Source organism: Curtobacterium sp. MCBD17_035, from assembly GCF_003234815.2.
Taxonomy (GTDB): Bacteria; Actinomycetota; Actinomycetes; order Actinomycetales; family Microbacteriaceae; genus Curtobacterium.
Map to the genome: position 1 here is coordinate 331000 of NZ_CP126279.1, position 15533 is coordinate 346532.

The window sequence follows — 15533 nt, forward strand, 5'->3', positions numbered from 1 at the left end:
CTGCACGCCTCAGTGGTTGTCGTCCGACGAGTCCGCACCCTGTTGCACCCCGCCGGCGACGCCCTGATGGTCTCCCTCGGGGTCGTCCTGCGGCCAGCCGTTGAACTGCCAGCCGGCGACCGCCGGGTGGTCCTCACCGCGCTCGTAGGCGAACCGACGTGCCGCGTCCCGGGCCTCCTGGCAGGCCTGCATGAGACCGGCGTACCGGTCGGCGTCCACGTGGGACAGGGCGTCCGCGGCGAGCGCGAAGCGGTCCATGTCGTTGAGCATGACCATGTCGAACGGCGAGGTCGTGGTGCCGCGCTCCATGTAGCCGTGCACGTGCATGTCGTCGTGGCCGTGCCGGTTGTACGTCATCTGGTGGACGAGTGCGGGGTAGCCGTGGAACGCGAAGACCACGGGCGTGCCGGGCAGGAACAGGGCGTCGTAGTCGTCGTCGCTGATCGGGTGCTCGTGGTTCCGCGGGTCCCCGAGCGCGAGGAGGTCCACGACGTTCACCATGCGGATCGCCACCTCCGGCGCGTTCGCTCGGATGAGGTCGATCGCGGCGATGGTCTCCAGTGTCGGGACGTCACCGGCGGAGGCCATGACGAGGTTCGGCGTGGCGCCCTCGGCGACGGAGCCGGCCCAGTGCCAGACCCCGACGCCCGCGGCGACGTGCGCGACGGCCTCGTCGATCGGGAGCCAGTCGGGCTCGAGGTTCTTGCCCGCGACGATCACCTCGACGCGCTCGGTGGTCTCGAACGCGTGTCGGGCGACGGCCAGCAGCGAGTTCGCGTCCGGCGGGAACTTGATGCGGACGAGGTCCTGCTGCTTCGAGGCGACGACGTCGAGGAACCCCGGGTCCTGGTGCGAGAACCCGTTGTGGTCCTGTCGCCACACGTGCGAGGACAGCAGGATCGTCAGGTTCGAGACCGGCACGCGCCAGTCGATGTCCGCGGACGACTCGAGCCACTTGAGGTGCTGCCCGACCATCGAGTCGATGATGTGCGCGAACGCCTCGTACGTGTTGATCATGCCGTGGCGGCCGCTGAGCACGTAGCCCTCGAGCAGCCCCTCGAGCGTGTGCTCGGACAGGACCTCGGTCACCCGGCCCTCGAGGGCGAGGTGTGCGTCGTCCGGTTCGAGCTCCGCGCGCCAGACGCGGTCCGTCGTCTCGAACACGGCGTCGAGCTTGTTCGAGATCGTCTCGTCCGGTCCGAACAGCCGGAAGTTCGACGGGTTGCGGCGGATGAGGTCCCGGAGCCACGGACCGAGCGTGCCGGTGGCGGACGTGTTCGTCGTGCGGTCGTCGGGGACGTCCACGGCGTACGACTCGAGGTCGGGCAGGTCGAGCGCCACCCGGAGCCGGCCGCCGTTCGCATGCGGGGTCGCGCTCATGCGCTTGTCGCCCTCGGGGCGGATCGTGGCGAGGATCCCGATCGGCTGGCCCTGCTCGTCGAACAGTTCCTCGGGGCGGTAGGAGCGCATCCACTCCTCGAGCTGCCGGCGGTGGTCGTCGGACTCGCGGACACCCGGCAGCGGGACCTGGTGCGCGCGGAAGGTGCCCTCGACCCGCTGGCCGTCGACCTCCTTCGGTCCGGTCCAGCCCTTCGGCGTCCGGAGGACGATGAGCGGCCACCGCGGGCGCTCGGCGCCCGAGCCACCGCGTGCGGCGGCCTGGAGGTCCTCGATCTGCCCGAAGGCACGTCGCAGTGCGGCGTCGAACAGGGCGTGCACGGCGAACGGGTCGTCGTCGACCCGTGCCGAGTCGACGATGATCGGCGCGTACCCGAGCCCGCGGAAGAAGGCGACGAGGTCCTCGTCCGGGATCCGAGCGAGCACGGTCGGGTTGGCGATCTTGTAGCCGTTGAGGTTGAGGATCGGCAGGACCGCGCCGTCCTTGACCGGGTCGAGGAAGGTGTGTGCCTGCCAGGACGCCGCGAGCGGACCCGTCTCGGCCTCACCGTCGCCGATGACGCAGGCGACCACGAGGTCGGGGTTGTCCAGGGCCGCGCCGTAGGCGTGCGACAGCGAGTACCCGAGCTCCCCACCCTCGTTGATCGAGCCGGGCGTCTCCGGGGCCGCGTGGGACGGGATGCCGCCCGGGAACGAGAACTGCTTGAAGAACTGCCGGAGACCGTCGACGTCCGGTGTGATGCCGGGGTAGAGCTCGCTCCACGTGCCGTCGAGCCACGCGTTCGCGTCCATCGCCGGACCGCCGTGCCCGGGCCCGCACACGTACAGCACGTCGTGTCCGCGCTCGCTGATGAGCGCGTTGAGGTGTGCGTACACGAGGCTCAGCGCGGGCGAGGTGCCCCAGTGTCCGAGCAGCCGGGGCTTGATGTCCTCGCGGCGGAGCGGGCGGGTGAGCAGCGGGTCGTCGAGCAGGTAGATCTGCCCGACGGTGAGGTAGTTCGCGGCGCGCCACCACGCGTCGATCGCGAGGAGCCGGTCAGAGGTCGAGGCGCTGTGCGACATGGCCCCCACCGTAGGCGCGCTCGAGCGTCACCGTCCACAGGACCGGACGCACGTGCACAGGTCGCCCCCGTCCACAGGACCGGAGACGCCGGTGCGCTCGGTCCCGGGTCGGGACTACCGTCGACCCCGGCGCCGCACCGACGCGGCCCGGGAGGAACGACACATGGAACACCGCTACCTCGGCGACTCGGGACTCAAGGTCTCGGAGATCACCTACGGCAACTGGCTCACCCACGCATCGCAGGTCGAGAACGACGCGGCCATCGCCTGCGTGCGGGCGGCGCTCGACGTGGGCATCTCGACCTTCGACACCGCGGACGTGTACGCGAACACGGGCGCCGAGACCGTCCTCGGCGAGGCCCTGAAGGGCGAGCGGCGGCAGTCCCTCGAGATCGCCACGAAGGTCTTCGGGCCGACCGGGCCCAAGGGGCACAACGACACCGGTCTGTCGCGCAAGCACATCCTCGAGTCGATCGACGGTTCGCTGCAGCGGCTCCAGACCGACTACGTCGACCTGTACCAGGCGCACCGCTTCGACCACGAGACCCCGCTCGAGGAGACCATGCAGGCCTTCGCGGACATCGTCCGGCAGGGCAAGGTCCTGTACATCGGCGTCTCCGAGTGGACCTCCGAGCAGATCGAGAAGGGCCACGCGCTCGCGAAGCAGCTCGGGGTCCAGCTCATCTCGAACCAGCCGCAGTACTCGATGCTCTGGCGCGTGATCGAGGGCGAGGTCGTCCCCACGTCGGAGCAGCTCGGCATCTCGCAGATCGTCTGGTCGCCCATCGCCCAGGGTGTCCTGACGGGCAAGTACCAACCGGGCCAGCCGCTCCCCGAGGGATCGCGGGCGACGGACGAGAAGGGCGGCGCGCAGATGATCTCGCGCTGGATGCGCGACGACGTGCTCGAGCGGGTACAGCAGTTGCAGCCGATCGCGCAGGAGCTGAGCCTGTCCATGGCGCAGCTCGCCGTGGCGTGGACCCTGCAGAACGACAACGTCGCGTCCGCCATCATCGGGGCGTCCCGTCCGGAGCAGGTGCACGACAACGCCGGCGCGGCCGGTGTCCGGATCCCGGCAGAAGCCCTCGCCCGCATCGACGAGGTCCTCGGCGACGTCGTCGAGCGCGACCCGGCGAAGACGAACGACAGCTCGCCGAAGACGCGCGAGGCCTAGGAGCGGTCAGCGGCGGCGCCACCACCGACGCCGCCGCTGCCGTTCCTCCGCATCGGCGGCGGCCTGCTCGGCCGCTGCGGCGCGCTCGACCGCGTGTCGGGCCTCCCGGCGGTCGCGCCACCGCTCGATCTCGACGTCGACGTCCCGGACCCGCGTGACGACCGGCGGGCCGCCCATGAGCTGCCGCCGTGCCTCGACGACCCGCGCGTCGAAGTCCTCGACGATCTCGCGGACGCGTCGCTCGCTCGACTCCTCGTCGAGCCGGGCGTCGAGTTCCGCGTCCTCCTTCCGGAGGGCGAGCGCCGGCGGTCCGAGGCCGGTCAGCTCCTCGCGTTCGACGTAGCGCCGGATCCACCAGTCGGGGTCGTGCCGGCCGTCGTTGTCCGGCAGGGGCTTGCCGCGCAGCGGGTTGTGCTCGAACACCCCACGTTCGTCACCCTCCTCGATGAGCGCGTTGGCGTGCGCGACCATGTCCCGGGCACCCCGGAGCCGTCGCTCGGCACGGACCTCGTCGGGGTCGAGCGATCGCGATGCGGGCGTGCCCGATGCCTCCGTCTCGCGCGCCTGCTCCTCGGCGTACTGCGCGAACCGGTACCGGGCCGCTTTCCGCAGCCGGTCCATCCGGGCGTCGGGGTCGTTCGTCATCCTTCGCGGGCCATCTCCTCGATCGTGATCGCCGCGTTGATGAGCGCGAGGTGGGACAGGCCCTGCGGCAGGTTCCCCATGAACTCCCCCGTGTCGGCGCTGATCATCTCGGCGAACAGCCCGACGTCGTTCCCCTGCGCGACCATGTCGTCCATGAGCGCCCTGGCTTCGCCGTCACGTCCCACGCAGGCCAACGCCGACGCGAGCCAGAACGAGCAGGCCACGAACGGCGACTCCTCGTCCTCGAGCCCGGAGTAGCGGTAGACGAGCGGTCCGACCGACAGCTGCTCCCGGATCGCGTCGATCGTCGCGGACATCCGCGGTCCCCGGTCGAACGACGACGAGGCGTGCAGCAGGATCGACGCGTCGAGGGCATCGGTGTCGGGGTGCATGACGTAGTGGCCGAGTTCCTCGTTCCAGCCGTGCTCAGCCACCCACTGCTCGATGAGCTCGCGGTTCTCCACCCACTTGTCGCGCGGGCCGCCGATCTGCCCCTTGTCGTGCAGTTCGATCGCCGCGTCGAGTGCCTGCCAGCAGCCGATCTTGCTCGTCGTGTAGTGGTGGGCCTCCTGGAGCTCCCACATCCCGGAGTCCTCCTCGACCCACTTGTGGCAGGCCTCGTCCGCGAGCCGTTCGAGCACGTGCGCCGTCTGCCGGTCGAGGACGTTCCCCTGCGCGACGTACTGCCGCATGATGTCGAACACGTCGCCCCAGACGCCGAGCTGGAGCTGGTCCGCTGCACGGTTGCCCTCGGTCACCGGACCGATGCCGCGCCAGCCGGGCACGTCACGTTCCACGACGCCGTCCGACCGCGCGCCGGAGAGCCGGTAGAAGATCGGCATGCCGTCGCCGTTGTCCGCGATGGTCCGCATGAGCCACGAGACGGCGGCGTGCGTCTCCTCGCGGAGCCCGAACCGCGTCAGCGCGCGGACCGAGTAGGCGAGGTCGCGCACCCAGGCGAACCGGTAGTCCCAGTTCTTGTCGCCGCGGTCGTCCTCGGGCAGCGACGTGGTGGCCGCGGCTGCGATCGACCCCGTCGGCGCGAAGATGAGCAGCTTGAGCGCGAGGGCACTGCGGTGCACGGCGTCCGCCCAGGGGCCGTCGTACGCGAACTCCTTCGACCAGGTCTCCCAGTTGTGGATGGTGCGGTCGACACCGCGCATCGTCTCGTGCGGGTCCGGGATGAACAGCGGCTCGTCGAGCGTCCCGATGACCGACAGGATCGACTTCGAGCCCTCGGACGTCCGGAACCGTCCGGAGAACCGCGGGCCGTCCTCGTGCACGGGCTCGAACCCGAGCTCGACGATGGCGATGCTCACGCCGTCCACCGCCACGATCGAGCCGTTCACCGTGTCGAGTCGTTCCGGTCGGGCCTGCCCGAGGAGCGTGCCCGGCTGGACCGCCCACTCGAACTCGACCGCCCCGCGGACGCCCTGCACGCAGCGCCCGAGTTGGGCCCAGGGCAGTCGTCCGGCCACGCCGGTGGCCATGGCATCCGTGACCGTGGCCTCGCCGTCGGCGGTGGTCCACGTCGTGCAGAGCACGTTCGTGCCGGGCAGATAGCGGCGCTCCATGTGCGCCGGGCCGGTCGGCTTCAACGCGATGTGCCCGCCGTGCTCGGCATCGAGGATGCTCGCGAAGGGAGCGGGGGAGTCCATGGACGGCACCGGCAACCAGTCGATCCGGCCGTCGCGGCCGACGAGCGCCACGGTGCGGCCGTCGCCGATGGCCGCGTAGGAGCGGAGGGGGGCGTAGCCGTCGGTGCGTTCGGCGTTGTCGGAGGAGTCCGGGGTGTCCGGGGTGCGCTCGGGCATCCTCCTACTCTGCTCCCCTCGACTGCGAGCAGTCCGGCTGCCGTTCCCACCTCAGGTCCCCGGGCGCACACCGACCTGTGCGACCCGCGCCGGGCCTCCCGGGCGTGTCGCGGTTGTGCAGCTCGGGCGTGTCGCACTATGGTCGGTGCTCCGTGCCCGCCCTGGGCGCCCGACTGGAGGACCGCCGTGCGCGTCGAACAGCAGCCCCGGAAGCGGAACGAGCAGCAGCTCGTGCCGCTCATGTGGCGTGCGCTCGAGCAGCGGCCCACCAGCAGCTATCCCGTGTAGGCACGGTCGTCCTCCGACGCCCGTGCCCACCCGGCCCAGGGCGTCTTGCGCACCCGTCTCCCGTCGACCAGATCGGTCACCGACCACCGTGTCGGTCGGGAGGGACGGTGCCGGTCCGCCCCGGACCGTCACCATCCCGATCCGACGGAAGGCGGAACGATGCAGAAGATCAACGACCGATTGCTCTCGTGGGCGAGTCTCCTCGAGGAGACGACCGAGCAGCAGGCACGGACCACGGCCGCGATGCCCTTCGTGTTCCCGCACGTGGCGCTCATGCCCGACGCGCACCTGGGGCTCGGCGCGACCGTGGGCTCCGTCATCCCGACGCTCCGCGCGGTCATGCCCGCCGCCGTCGGCGTGGACATCGGCTGCGGCATGATCGCCGTCCGGACCCAGTTCGACCGCGCCGACCTGCCGACCGACCTGCGCCCGCTCCGCGAGCAGATCGAGCGGGCGGTCCCGCTGTCGGCCGGGGCCGCGAACCGGAAGGTCGTCGCGACGGCCGCGCCCCGCATCGCGGAGCTCGAGGCGCTCGCCGACGCCGCGGGGTTCGACCCCGCGCGAGCGCTCGGGGGATGGCGCGAGCAGCTCGGCACGCTCGGGAGCGGCAACCACTTCATCGAGGTGAGCGTCGACGAGACCGACCGCGTCTGGCTGTTCCTGCACTCGGGCAGCCGTGGTGTCGGCAACAAGATCGCCCAGCGGCACATCGCGGTCGCGAAGCGGCTCATGGAGCGCTGGTGGATCCAGCTGCCCGATGCCGACCTCGCGTACCTGGTCGAGGGGACGCCGGAGTTCGACCGGTACATCGCCGAGCTCCGGTGGGCGCAGCACTACGCCCTGCTCAACCGCGAGGAGATGATGGACCGCGTCGTCCGCCAGCTCAGCGAGGTCATGGGGGTGGTGGTGGACGAGCAGGAGCGCATCAACTGCCACCACAACTTCACGCAGCAGGAGCGGCACTGGGGCAAGGACGTGTGGGTGTCGCGGAAGGGTGCGATCTCGGCGCGCGAGGGGCAGCTCGGACTCGTGCCGGGGTCCATGGGCACGGCCTCGTACGTGGTCGAGGGGCGCGGCAACGCGCAGTCGCTCGCGTCGTCACCGCACGGAGCCGGGAGGTCCTACTCGCGGTCCGCGGCTCGGCGCACCTTCACACACGAGCAGCTCCGCGCGGCGATGGCGGGGATCGAGTTCCGGGACACGGATGCGTTCCTCGACGAGATCCCGGCGGCCTACAAGCCGATCGACCAGGTGATGGCGGACGCCGCCGACCTCGTGACGATCCGTCACACGCTGCGGCAGCTCGTCAACGTCAAGGGCGACTGACGCCCCGAGCGCCGCGCCGGGTCACCCCGGCGTGGCGCTCGTCCAGCGTCGGCGGAGCACCCGCTCGACCGGCCCGGAAGCGAACAGCAGCAGGAGCGCGAAGAAGTTGACGGCGGGCACGAGGCTCCCCACCACGGCGGCCAGGAGCAACAGGCCGGCGCTCACGGCCGAGCCGAGGAGCTGCTGGCGGGCGGCGGTGCGCTCGCGGTCGGTCAGGTAGCGCGCCGACGTCGCCGTCCCGGTGCGCGGCCTCGGGCACGATGTCGACGAGCGGCAGCACGAGCAGCGTGATCGCGATCGCCGCGACCGCGTCGGTGAACACCACGAGTCGCTCGGTCTCCGACTCGCGCTGCGCATCCACGGGATGAGTATGGAGCACGCGTCACGTCCGGGGTGCGTCCTCAGCGCGGCCCGGGTAGACCGGGGTGCATGTCCACCGCCACGACCGGTCCCGTCCGCGCGTTCACCGATGCGAAGGCAGCGCTCGTCGAGAGCATCGTCTGGGACCCGGACGGCCAGCGCCTGCACTGGACCGACATCCCGCTCGGCACCCTGCACACCGCGACCGCGGACGGCGTCGTGGTGTCCTCGGTCCCGCTGCCGCCGCCGCTCGCGTCGTTCCAGCCCCGTGCCTCCGGAGGGTTCGTCGCGGCGCTCGGGGACCGCGTGGTCCTGACCAACGGCGACGGTGCCATCGACCGTGAGCTCGCGACCGTCGAGCACGCCAAACCGGACATGCGGTTCAACGAGGGCAAATGCGATCCCTTCGGCCGGTTCCTCGTGGGGAGCATGGACCTCCAGGGCGACGGCGACGCGGCCCTCTACGCGATCGACCCGGACGGCACCGTACGCGTGCTCCGAGGCGGGTTCGGCACGACGAACGGGATGGAGTGGTCGGCCGACGGCAGCGTCATGTACGTCACGGACACCGCGGTCTCCACGATCTTCCGCGGCTCCTACGGCCCGGACGGCGAACTCGGCGACCTGGAGCCCTTCGTCGGTGGTGCCGCGCACGACGGCCTGGTGCGCGACGACGAGGGCTGCTTCTGGGGCGCGATCTACGGCGAGGGGCGCGTGGAGCGCTACTCGCCCGACGGCGAACGCCTGGAGGTCGTCGACCTGCCCGCCCCGAACGTCACCTCGGTCGCGTTCGGGGGCGTGGACATGAGCACGCTGTTCATCGGCACCGCTCGCGAGAACCTCACGGAGGAGCAGCTCGAGCAGGCGCCGCTCTCCGGCGCCGTCCTCGCGGTGCCGACGCGGGTGCACGGGATCCCGGCCCACCGCTTCGCGGGCTGACCGCGCGGGGTGACGGGAGGGACGGGACGGCCGCATCCCGCGCCTCCCGGCCCGTCGCGCCACCCGTTCGGGGGTGCGGCCGTTATCGTCGGTCATCCGCCCGAGCGAGCACCCGGAGGTCCACGTGTCCGACGCCCTGCCGAACGCCACCGCCACCGTCAGTCGCGTCCCGGTCGACGGCACCACCGTCCGCGTGAGCACGATCGGCGCCCCCGGGGACCGTGCGTTCGTGCTCGTCGCGGGCCTCGGCGTCGCGGCGACCCACCGCGAGCGGCTCGCCTCGAACCTCAACGCGTTCGGCCCGGTGCACGCCCTCGACCTGCCCGGGTTCGCCGGGGTCCGACGGTTCCGCGGGACCGTCTCGATCGAGCGGTACGCCGACGCGGTCGAGGCCGTCATCGACGCGCTCGGGCTCGTCGACCCGGTCCTCGTCGGGCATTCGATGGGGGCGCAGGTCGTCACGGAGGTGGCGGCCCGCCGGCCCGACCTCGGCGACGTCGTCCTGATCAGCCCGGTGGTCGACAGCGCTGCGCGCACGGTGAGCGAGTCGATGGTGCGGTTCGCCCGCTCGGTCGTCCACGAGCCGGCCGCGATCCGCTGGCACGCCCTCACCGCGTACGCGTTGTGCGGCTGGCACTGGTTCCGAGCGGTCCTGCCCAGCATGCTCGCGTACCCGATCGAGCGTCGGGCGGACGCCGTGCAGGCCCGGGTGCTCGTCGTCCGCGGTGAGCACGACGCCCTCGTCCCGCGCGACTGGGTGCGGCGGCTCGGGCGCGTGTTCCCGTACGCGGTCCTCCGTGAGGTCACGGGCGGCGGCCACTCTGTCGTGCACGCGCAGGCGGACGTCGTCGCGGCGCTCGCCGTGGCGCACGTGCGCGGGGACCTGCCGGACCGCGGCGTGGCGTCGCTCACCGCAGTGGCGGACACGACGACGTCGGACCTCGACCGACTGCGCCCTGCGGAGGCGTGGCACGTCCTCGTCGCGCGCCTCCGTGAACTCGTCGGCATGGTCCGCGGGGACGACCTGCTCGCGGCCGGGAAGACCGAGCACGCTCGCGCCACCGCCCACGACGACGAACCGGTCGGCGACGCCGAGCAGGTGATCGCGGACGGCGAGCTCGCCGCGGGGTCGGAGGACGGCGCCGAGCGCCGCGCCGACGGCGACGAGCGGTCGACACCGGTCCGTGGGCCCGAACGCGTCGAGGACGCGGCCTGAGCGACGGACGGAGGCTGGGCCTCCCGGCTCAGCCCCCGGTGGGGATCCGGCCCGGCAGCATGTCGGGGGTGAGCGCTTCCGCCTCGGCGAGCACCTGGCGCGCCGCGTCGCGCTGCCCCTGCACGTTCCACAGGAGCACGCCGCGGGTCACGTCCCCGTCGAGGTAGTACACGACGCCCTGTTCGAGCGGGGCCGCCCAGTCCTCGACCGTGCGGAGCGTCGCCTGGACGCGGCCGACGGCCTCGTACCCGATGTCGAACACGTTCGAGTAGTAGTAGGGGGTGTGGGTGTACGGCTCGTCGGCACCCGCGAGGTTCCGGCCCGCCTGCCGGCCCTGTTCCTGCGCGTTGTCGACGTGCTCGACGCGGCGGCGGCCGAGGACCAGGTCCGGGTACTCGGCCACGTCGCCCGCGGCGAAGACGTCCGGGTCCTCCGTCACGAGCGTCGCCGAGACGACGACGCCGTCATCGACCGGGAGGCCCGCATCCCGTGCCAGGTCGACGTTCGGCGAGATCCCGAGCCCGGAGACGACCGCGTCGGCGCGGAGCTCGCGGCCGTCGTCGAGCGTGACGATCACGCCGTCGTCGGTCCCGCGCCCGTCGGTGACCTTGCGGCCGCCGACGAGATCGACACCGGCGTCGCGGTACCGGCGCTCGAACGCCGCCGCCAGGTCCGCCGGGAACATGGAGCCGCCGAGCACGTCGTCGGGGTGCACGAGCGTCACGGTCGCGCCGTTCTGCACGAGCGCCGCGGCGAGTTCCGTGCCGATGTACGAGCCGCCGACGACGATGACGTGGGCGTGCTGGTCCGCGAACCCCCGCAGTCGTCGGTAGTCCTCGGCGCTCCGGTAGTCGATCACGCGGTCGTCGTGCTCGATCGGCAGCGGCGTGGGTGTTCCGCCGGTCGCGATGAGCAGCCGCTCGTACCCGAACCGCTGTCCGTCATCGGTCGTCACCGACTTCGCCGTACGGTCGATCGCGACCACCGTCGTGCGCAGGTGGATCTCGGCGCCGGTCGCGTCGGCCGTGTGCAGGTCGACCTTGTCCCAGCTGAAGTCCGGATCGGTCCAGAGTTTCTTCGACAGCGCGGGGCGGGCGTAGGGGGTGTCCACGTCGGTGCTGAGGATGCCGATCGAGCCCTGCTCGTCGATCTCGCGGATGCCCTTGGCGGCGGCGTCGGCGACCATGCCCCCGCCGATCACGAGGTAGCGGTGGTCGGTCATCGTGTGTCTCCCGGTCAGATGGTGGCGACCGAGCCGGCGTCGACCCGGTAGTTGGACCCGTTCACGAACGAGGCGCGGTCGCTGCAGAGGAACGCGATGACGCTCGCGACCTCGTCGGGCTCGCCGCGGCGGTGCAGCTCGAGGTAGGGGCGCTCCTCGTCGAGGAACGACTCGATGGCCTCGTCGAAGCCCTGGCCCGTCTGCTCGGCCCGCTTCGTCATCATGGCGTCCGTCATCGGGGTGTGGATGAAGGCGGGGGAGACCGTGTTGACGAGCAGCCCCTCCTTCGCGTAGCTCCGGGACAGTCCCTTGGCGAACGAGAGCACGCCGGCCTTCGCCGCGCAGTACGGCAGCTCGTCGTCGTAGGGCTGGAGGGCGTCCTCGCTCGTCACGTAGACGATCCGGCCCCAGCCACCGTCGCGCAGGTCACCGATGAACTCGCGCGTGATCCGCACCGGGCCCATGAGATCGATGTCGATGGTCGACAGCCAACCCTGCTCGTCGATCTCGTGGAACATGCCCTGGGCGCCCGTGACCCCCGAGGACTGCACGAGGATGTCGATCACGCCGACGGACTCGCGGACCTGGTCGTGGAGGCGGGTGAGGCTCGCGCTGTCGGTGACGTCCGCGGCGAACGCGAAGAGCCGGCCCGGGTGGGCCTCGAGCTTCGCGGCCGAGTCGTCGAGGGCGGCTTGGTCGAGGTCGGTGATCACGACGGTGGCGCCCTCGCTGAGCAGGAGCTTGGCCGTCTGCCAGCCGATGCCGGAGTCCGCGCCGAAGACGAGCGCGATGCGGCCCGAGATGCCGAGGTCCATGGGGTGGTGCTCCTGTCTGTCGTTCTGCGTGCGCGCACGACGACGGCCGCGTCGGCGGATGCCGCCGCGGCCGGTCGCCGGTGCGCCGTGGCCCGGATGGGCGGGTGGCCCGGATGGGCGGGTGGCCCGGATGCGCGGGTGACCCGGAGAGGGGTCGGCTCAGCTCAGGCTGGTCGACTGCGCGCTCTCGACGCTCTCGGCGTTCGGAGCGGTCGTCGCCGCCGACAGCGTCTGCTTCGGCGTGCGGTTCTCGGCGCTGACCATCCAGGCGAGCTGCTCGAGGCGGTCGATGATCGCGTGCAGGATGTCCGCGGTCGACGGGTCTTCCTCGTCGACCTCGTCGTGCACGTCGCGCATGGTCCCCACGGCCTGGTAGAGGCGCAGGGTGATCATGTCGACGACGTCGTGGGTCGAGACCTCGCCTTCCGGGAACTCGTCGAGGCTCGAGGTGGCGCCGACGGTCTTCGAGCGACCGTCGGGCGTGGCGTAGAGGGCGCGCATGCGCTCCGCCACGGTGTCGGAGAACTCACGTGCCTCCGTGACGATCTCGTCGAGCTGGAGGTGGAGGTCCCGGAAGTTGTGTCCGAGCACGTTCCAGTGGGCCTGCTTGCCCTGGACGTGCAGGTCGATGAGGTCCACGAGGACCTTCTGGAGATTGCCGGCGAGCTTGTCCGATGCGTGCATGATGGCTCCGTTCCGAGGTTCGGTGACGGTTCCCGGTCTACCCGGTGCGGCATGGTCGACGCTCAGCCGACGTCCGGACAAGCGTCCCCCGTGACCGGTCGGCCGGGCGGTCAGTCCTCGTGCGGGTCGACCATGTCGACCGCCGCACGGACGTCCTCGAGGAAGGTCATGACGACCCGGGCCTCGTCCGCCGTGAGGGACTCCGCGATGTGCATCATCCGCCGGTGCATGCGACCGAGCGTCGCGCGGACCTCGGTGTCCGTGTTGGTCGTCGGGACGATGACGAGTGCACGACGGTCGGTCGGGTGCGGCTCACGCCGGACGTGGCCGCTCCTGACGAGGCGGTCGACCAGGATCGTCGTCGATGCCGACGAGATCTTGAGGTAGGCGGCGAGGTCCTTCGGGCTGATGGTGCGGTCCGCCCGCTGCGCCTGCAGCAGGAACCGGACGGCCAGGAGGTCCGTCTCACCCATGCCCATCGCGTCACGGGTCCGGCGACGCATCGCCGTCTCGGCCCCGCGGTAGCGGCGCAGGGCGTTCAGCACGTCGACGCCCCGCTGGGTCGCATCGTCGTCGGGGTACCAGTACCCGGACGGCTCGGTGACCTCCTGCGTGCTCATGCACACCACCCTAACCTGCCTACTTGCTAGACCGGCTAGCGAACGCCGGGACGTACAGGAACCACTCGGGCGGTGGTGCGCGCAGTGGCTGGGCGTGGCGGGCAACGGCCAGCTCGGGATGCGGGCCTCCCTCGGGTCCGCGATCCCTCCGAGCCACCGCCGCGTACCGTGACGGACGCACCGAACCCGCCGCGAGAGGAACGACGCTTCCGTGTCCACCCAGCCACCGGTCCCCGGGACCGACCAGCCGACCCCGTCCCTCCACGACCCGGACTGGTGGCGCCAAGCCGTCGTCTACCAGGTGTACCCACGGAGCTTCGCCGACGTCGACGGCGACGGCGTCGGTGACATCGCCGGGGTGACCGACCGGGTGCCGTACCTGCGGGAGCTCGGCGTCGACGCGATCTGGCTCAGCCCGTTCTACCCGTCCGCCCTCGCCGACGGCGGCTACGACGTGGCCGACTACCGCGACGTCGACCCGAAGCTCGGGACGCTCGCCGACTTCGACGCCCTGGTCGCGGCCGCGCACGCCGCCGGGATCCGGATCATCGTCGACGTCGTCCCGAACCACACCTCCGACCTGCACGTGTGGTTCCAGGAGGCACTCGAGTCCCCGCGGGGCTCCGCCGCCCGGGCCCGCTACGTGTTCCGCGACGGCTCCGGTCCCGACGGCGCGGAGCCGGCGTCCGACTGGGTCTCGAACTTCGGCGGCTCCGCGTGGACGCGGATCGCCGACGGCCAGTGGTACCTGCACCTGTTCGCGCGGGAGCAGCCCGACCTCGACTGGTCGAACCCGGAGGTCCGCGCCGACTTCGAGCAGACGCTCCGCTTCTGGTCGGACCGCGGCGTCGACGGCTTCCGGGTCGACGTCGCGCACGGCATGGCCAAGGACCTGTCGGAGCCGTTCCGGCCGAGCGACCAGGACCACCTGCCCCTCGACGGCAGCGACCCGCTCTACGACCGCGACGAGGTGCACGAGATCCTCGGGTCCTGGCGACGGGTGCTCGACGAGTACGACCCGCCGCGGAGCGCGATCGCCGAGGCGTGGGTACCCGCCCGCCGTCGTGTGCTCTACGCCCGACCGACGGAACTCGGGCAGGCGTTCAACTTCGACCTGCTCGAGGCCCCGTTCGACCCCGAGGCCTTCCGCGCGATCATCGACGAGAACCTCGCGCAGGCGAGCCAGTCCGGGGCCTCGAGCACCTGGGTGCTGTCGAACCACGACGTCGTGCGGCACGCCACGCGGTACGGGCTCCCGGACGGGGCGGACTCGGGCGCCTGGCTCATGAGCGACGGCAGGGAGCCGGTGCTCGACCGCGACCGCGGGCTCCGTCGTGCCCGTGCCGCGTCCCTCCTCGTGCTCGCGCTGCCCGGGTCCGCGTACGTGTACCAGGGCGAGGAGCTCGGCCTCCACGAGGTCGCGGACATCCCGCACGACCGCCTGCAGGACCCGAAGTGGGCGCGCTCGGAGCACACGGACAAGGGCCGTGACGGCTGCCGCGTGCCGATCCCGTGGACCCGGTCCGGCTCCTCGTTCGGGTTCGGGTCGGACGGGGCCCACCTGCCGCAGCCCGCCGACTTCGGGACGTGGAGCGTCGAGGCCGAGGACGGCGTCGACGGCAGCACGTTGGAGCTGTACCGCGCGGCGCTCGCGTTCCGTCGGACGCACCGCGGCGGCGAGGACCTGACGTGGCTCGAGACACCGGACCGGGTGGTCGGGTTCGCGCGCGCCGACGGATGGCGCTCGGTCACGAACTTCGGCACCGATCCCGTGCCGCTGCCCGAGGGCGCCGTCGCCGTGGCGTCGTGCCCGATCGAGGACGGGCTGTTGCCTGGCGAGAGCACGGTGTGGCTCACCGCGTGAGCTGACGGCGGACCGTCCACTGCGTGCGGTGGGCGGCCCGTCAGTCCGTCGGTCCGTCGGTCCGCCGTCCACAGCCGGGAGGCCCGGGCGCGGCCTCCACAACCGT

13 protein-coding genes are annotated in these 15533 nt (G+C 71.7%); 5 read left to right on the plus strand and 8 right to left on the minus strand.

The window, feature by feature from the left end; genetic code table 11:
* Nucleotides 1-9: 9 nt before the first annotated feature.
* The gene (locus tag DEI93_RS01625) at nucleotides 10-2460 is read right to left on the minus strand and encodes a phosphoketolase family protein (RefSeq protein WP_111120099.1); all 2451 of its coding nucleotides are present in this window, start codon (nucleotides 2458-2460) and stop codon (nucleotides 10-12) included.
* A gap of 163 nt (nucleotides 2461-2623) precedes the next feature.
* Between DEI93_RS01625 and DEI93_RS01630 the strand changes: the two genes are divergently transcribed.
* A complete protein-coding gene (locus DEI93_RS01630) occupies nucleotides 2624-3634 on the plus strand; it encodes an aldo/keto reductase family protein (RefSeq protein WP_111009796.1) in 1011 nt (336 codons plus the stop codon).
* 6 nt (nucleotides 3635-3640) lie between these two features.
* Here DEI93_RS01630 and DEI93_RS01635 read toward each other — a convergent pair whose 3' ends face one another.
* A complete protein-coding gene (locus DEI93_RS01635) occupies nucleotides 3641-4279 on the minus strand; it encodes a DnaJ family domain-containing protein (protein ID WP_111120100.1) in 639 nt (212 codons plus the stop codon).
* Entirely contained in the window at nucleotides 4276-6093 is a 1818-nt protein-coding gene (locus tag DEI93_RS01640) for a glycoside hydrolase family 15 protein (protein ID WP_111120101.1), read from the minus strand. Before DEI93_RS01640 ends, DEI93_RS01635 begins: the two co-directional genes overlap by 4 nt.
* A gap of 447 nt (nucleotides 6094-6540) precedes the next feature.
* Here DEI93_RS01640 and DEI93_RS01645 point away from each other — a divergent pair, with 447 nt between their 5' ends.
* Nucleotides 6541-7707 carry an RtcB family protein gene (locus DEI93_RS01645; protein WP_111009793.1) on the plus strand — a complete coding sequence of 389 codons (1167 nt, stop codon included), beginning with the start codon at nucleotides 6541-6543 and terminating at the stop codon, nucleotides 7705-7707.
* A 21-nt stretch (nucleotides 7708-7728) separates the two neighbouring features.
* Here DEI93_RS01645 and DEI93_RS01650 read toward each other — a convergent pair whose 3' ends face one another.
* On the minus strand, nucleotides 7729-7872 hold the full coding sequence (locus DEI93_RS01650) for a hypothetical protein (RefSeq protein ID WP_181436079.1): 144 nt from the start codon (nucleotides 7870-7872) through the stop codon (nucleotides 7729-7731).
* Nucleotides 7873-8136: 264 nt separating this feature from the next.
* Between DEI93_RS01650 and DEI93_RS01655 the strand changes: the two genes are divergently transcribed.
* On the plus strand, nucleotides 8137-9006 hold the full coding sequence (locus DEI93_RS01655) for an SMP-30/gluconolactonase/LRE family protein (RefSeq protein WP_111120102.1): 870 nt from the start codon (nucleotides 8137-8139) through the stop codon (nucleotides 9004-9006).
* Between the two features lie 124 nt (nucleotides 9007-9130).
* Entirely contained in the window at nucleotides 9131-10222 is a 1092-nt protein-coding gene (locus DEI93_RS01660) for an alpha/beta fold hydrolase (RefSeq protein WP_146244439.1), read from the plus strand.
* 28 nt (nucleotides 10223-10250) lie between these two features.
* Here DEI93_RS01660 and DEI93_RS01665 read toward each other — a convergent pair whose 3' ends face one another.
* From DEI93_RS01665 to DEI93_RS01680, 4 genes are all read right to left on the minus strand, one after another.
* Nucleotides 10251-11444, minus strand: a complete 1194-nt coding sequence (locus tag DEI93_RS01665) for an NAD(P)/FAD-dependent oxidoreductase (protein ID WP_111120104.1) — start codon at nucleotides 11442-11444, stop codon at nucleotides 10251-10253.
* 14 nt (nucleotides 11445-11458) lie between these two features.
* Entirely contained in the window at nucleotides 11459-12259 is an 801-nt protein-coding gene (locus DEI93_RS01670) for an SDR family NAD(P)-dependent oxidoreductase (protein ID WP_111009788.1), read from the minus strand.
* Between the two features lie 159 nt (nucleotides 12260-12418).
* A complete protein-coding gene (locus DEI93_RS01675) occupies nucleotides 12419-12943 on the minus strand; it encodes a Dps family protein (RefSeq protein ID WP_111009787.1) in 525 nt (174 codons plus the stop codon).
* Between the two features lie 110 nt (nucleotides 12944-13053).
* On the minus strand, nucleotides 13054-13563 hold the full coding sequence (locus tag DEI93_RS01680) for a MarR family winged helix-turn-helix transcriptional regulator (protein ID WP_111009786.1): 510 nt from the start codon (nucleotides 13561-13563) through the stop codon (nucleotides 13054-13056).
* A 211-nt stretch (nucleotides 13564-13774) separates the two neighbouring features.
* Here DEI93_RS01680 and DEI93_RS01685 point away from each other — a divergent pair, with 211 nt between their 5' ends.
* Nucleotides 13775-15427, plus strand: a complete 1653-nt coding sequence (locus DEI93_RS01685; protein WP_111120105.1) for a glycoside hydrolase family 13 protein — start codon at nucleotides 13775-13777, stop codon at nucleotides 15425-15427.
* The last annotated feature ends 106 nt before the right edge of the window (nucleotides 15428-15533 follow it).

Bases quoted from the DNA above. Each gene is read 5' to 3' on its own strand.
- DEI93_RS01625 (WP_111120099.1), bottom strand. From the start codon at position 2,460: ATGTCGCACAGCGCCTCGACCTCTGACCGGCTCCTCGCGATCGACGCG.
- DEI93_RS01630 (WP_111009796.1), top strand. From the start codon at position 2,624: ATGGAACACCGCTACCTCGGCGACTCGGGACTCAAGGTCTCGGAGATC.
- DEI93_RS01635 (WP_111120100.1), bottom strand. From the start codon at position 4,279: ATGACGAACGACCCCGACGCCCGGATGGACCGGCTGCGGAAAGCGGCC.
- DEI93_RS01640 (WP_111120101.1), bottom strand. From the start codon at position 6,093: ATGCCCGAGCGCACCCCGGACACCCCGGACTCCTCCGACAACGCCGAA.
- DEI93_RS01645 (WP_111009793.1), top strand. From the start codon at position 6,541: ATGCAGAAGATCAACGACCGATTGCTCTCGTGGGCGAGTCTCCTCGAG.
- DEI93_RS01655 (WP_111120102.1), top strand. From the start codon at position 8,137: ATGTCCACCGCCACGACCGGTCCCGTCCGCGCGTTCACCGATGCGAAG.
- DEI93_RS01665 (WP_111120104.1), bottom strand. From the start codon at position 11,444: ATGACCGACCACCGCTACCTCGTGATCGGCGGGGGCATGGTCGCCGAC.
- DEI93_RS01670 (WP_111009788.1), bottom strand. From the start codon at position 12,259: ATGGACCTCGGCATCTCGGGCCGCATCGCGCTCGTCTTCGGCGCGGAC.
- DEI93_RS01675 (WP_111009787.1), bottom strand. From the start codon at position 12,943: ATGCACGCATCGGACAAGCTCGCCGGCAATCTCCAGAAGGTCCTCGTG.
- DEI93_RS01680 (WP_111009786.1), bottom strand. From the start codon at position 13,563: ATGAGCACGCAGGAGGTCACCGAGCCGTCCGGGTACTGGTACCCCGAC.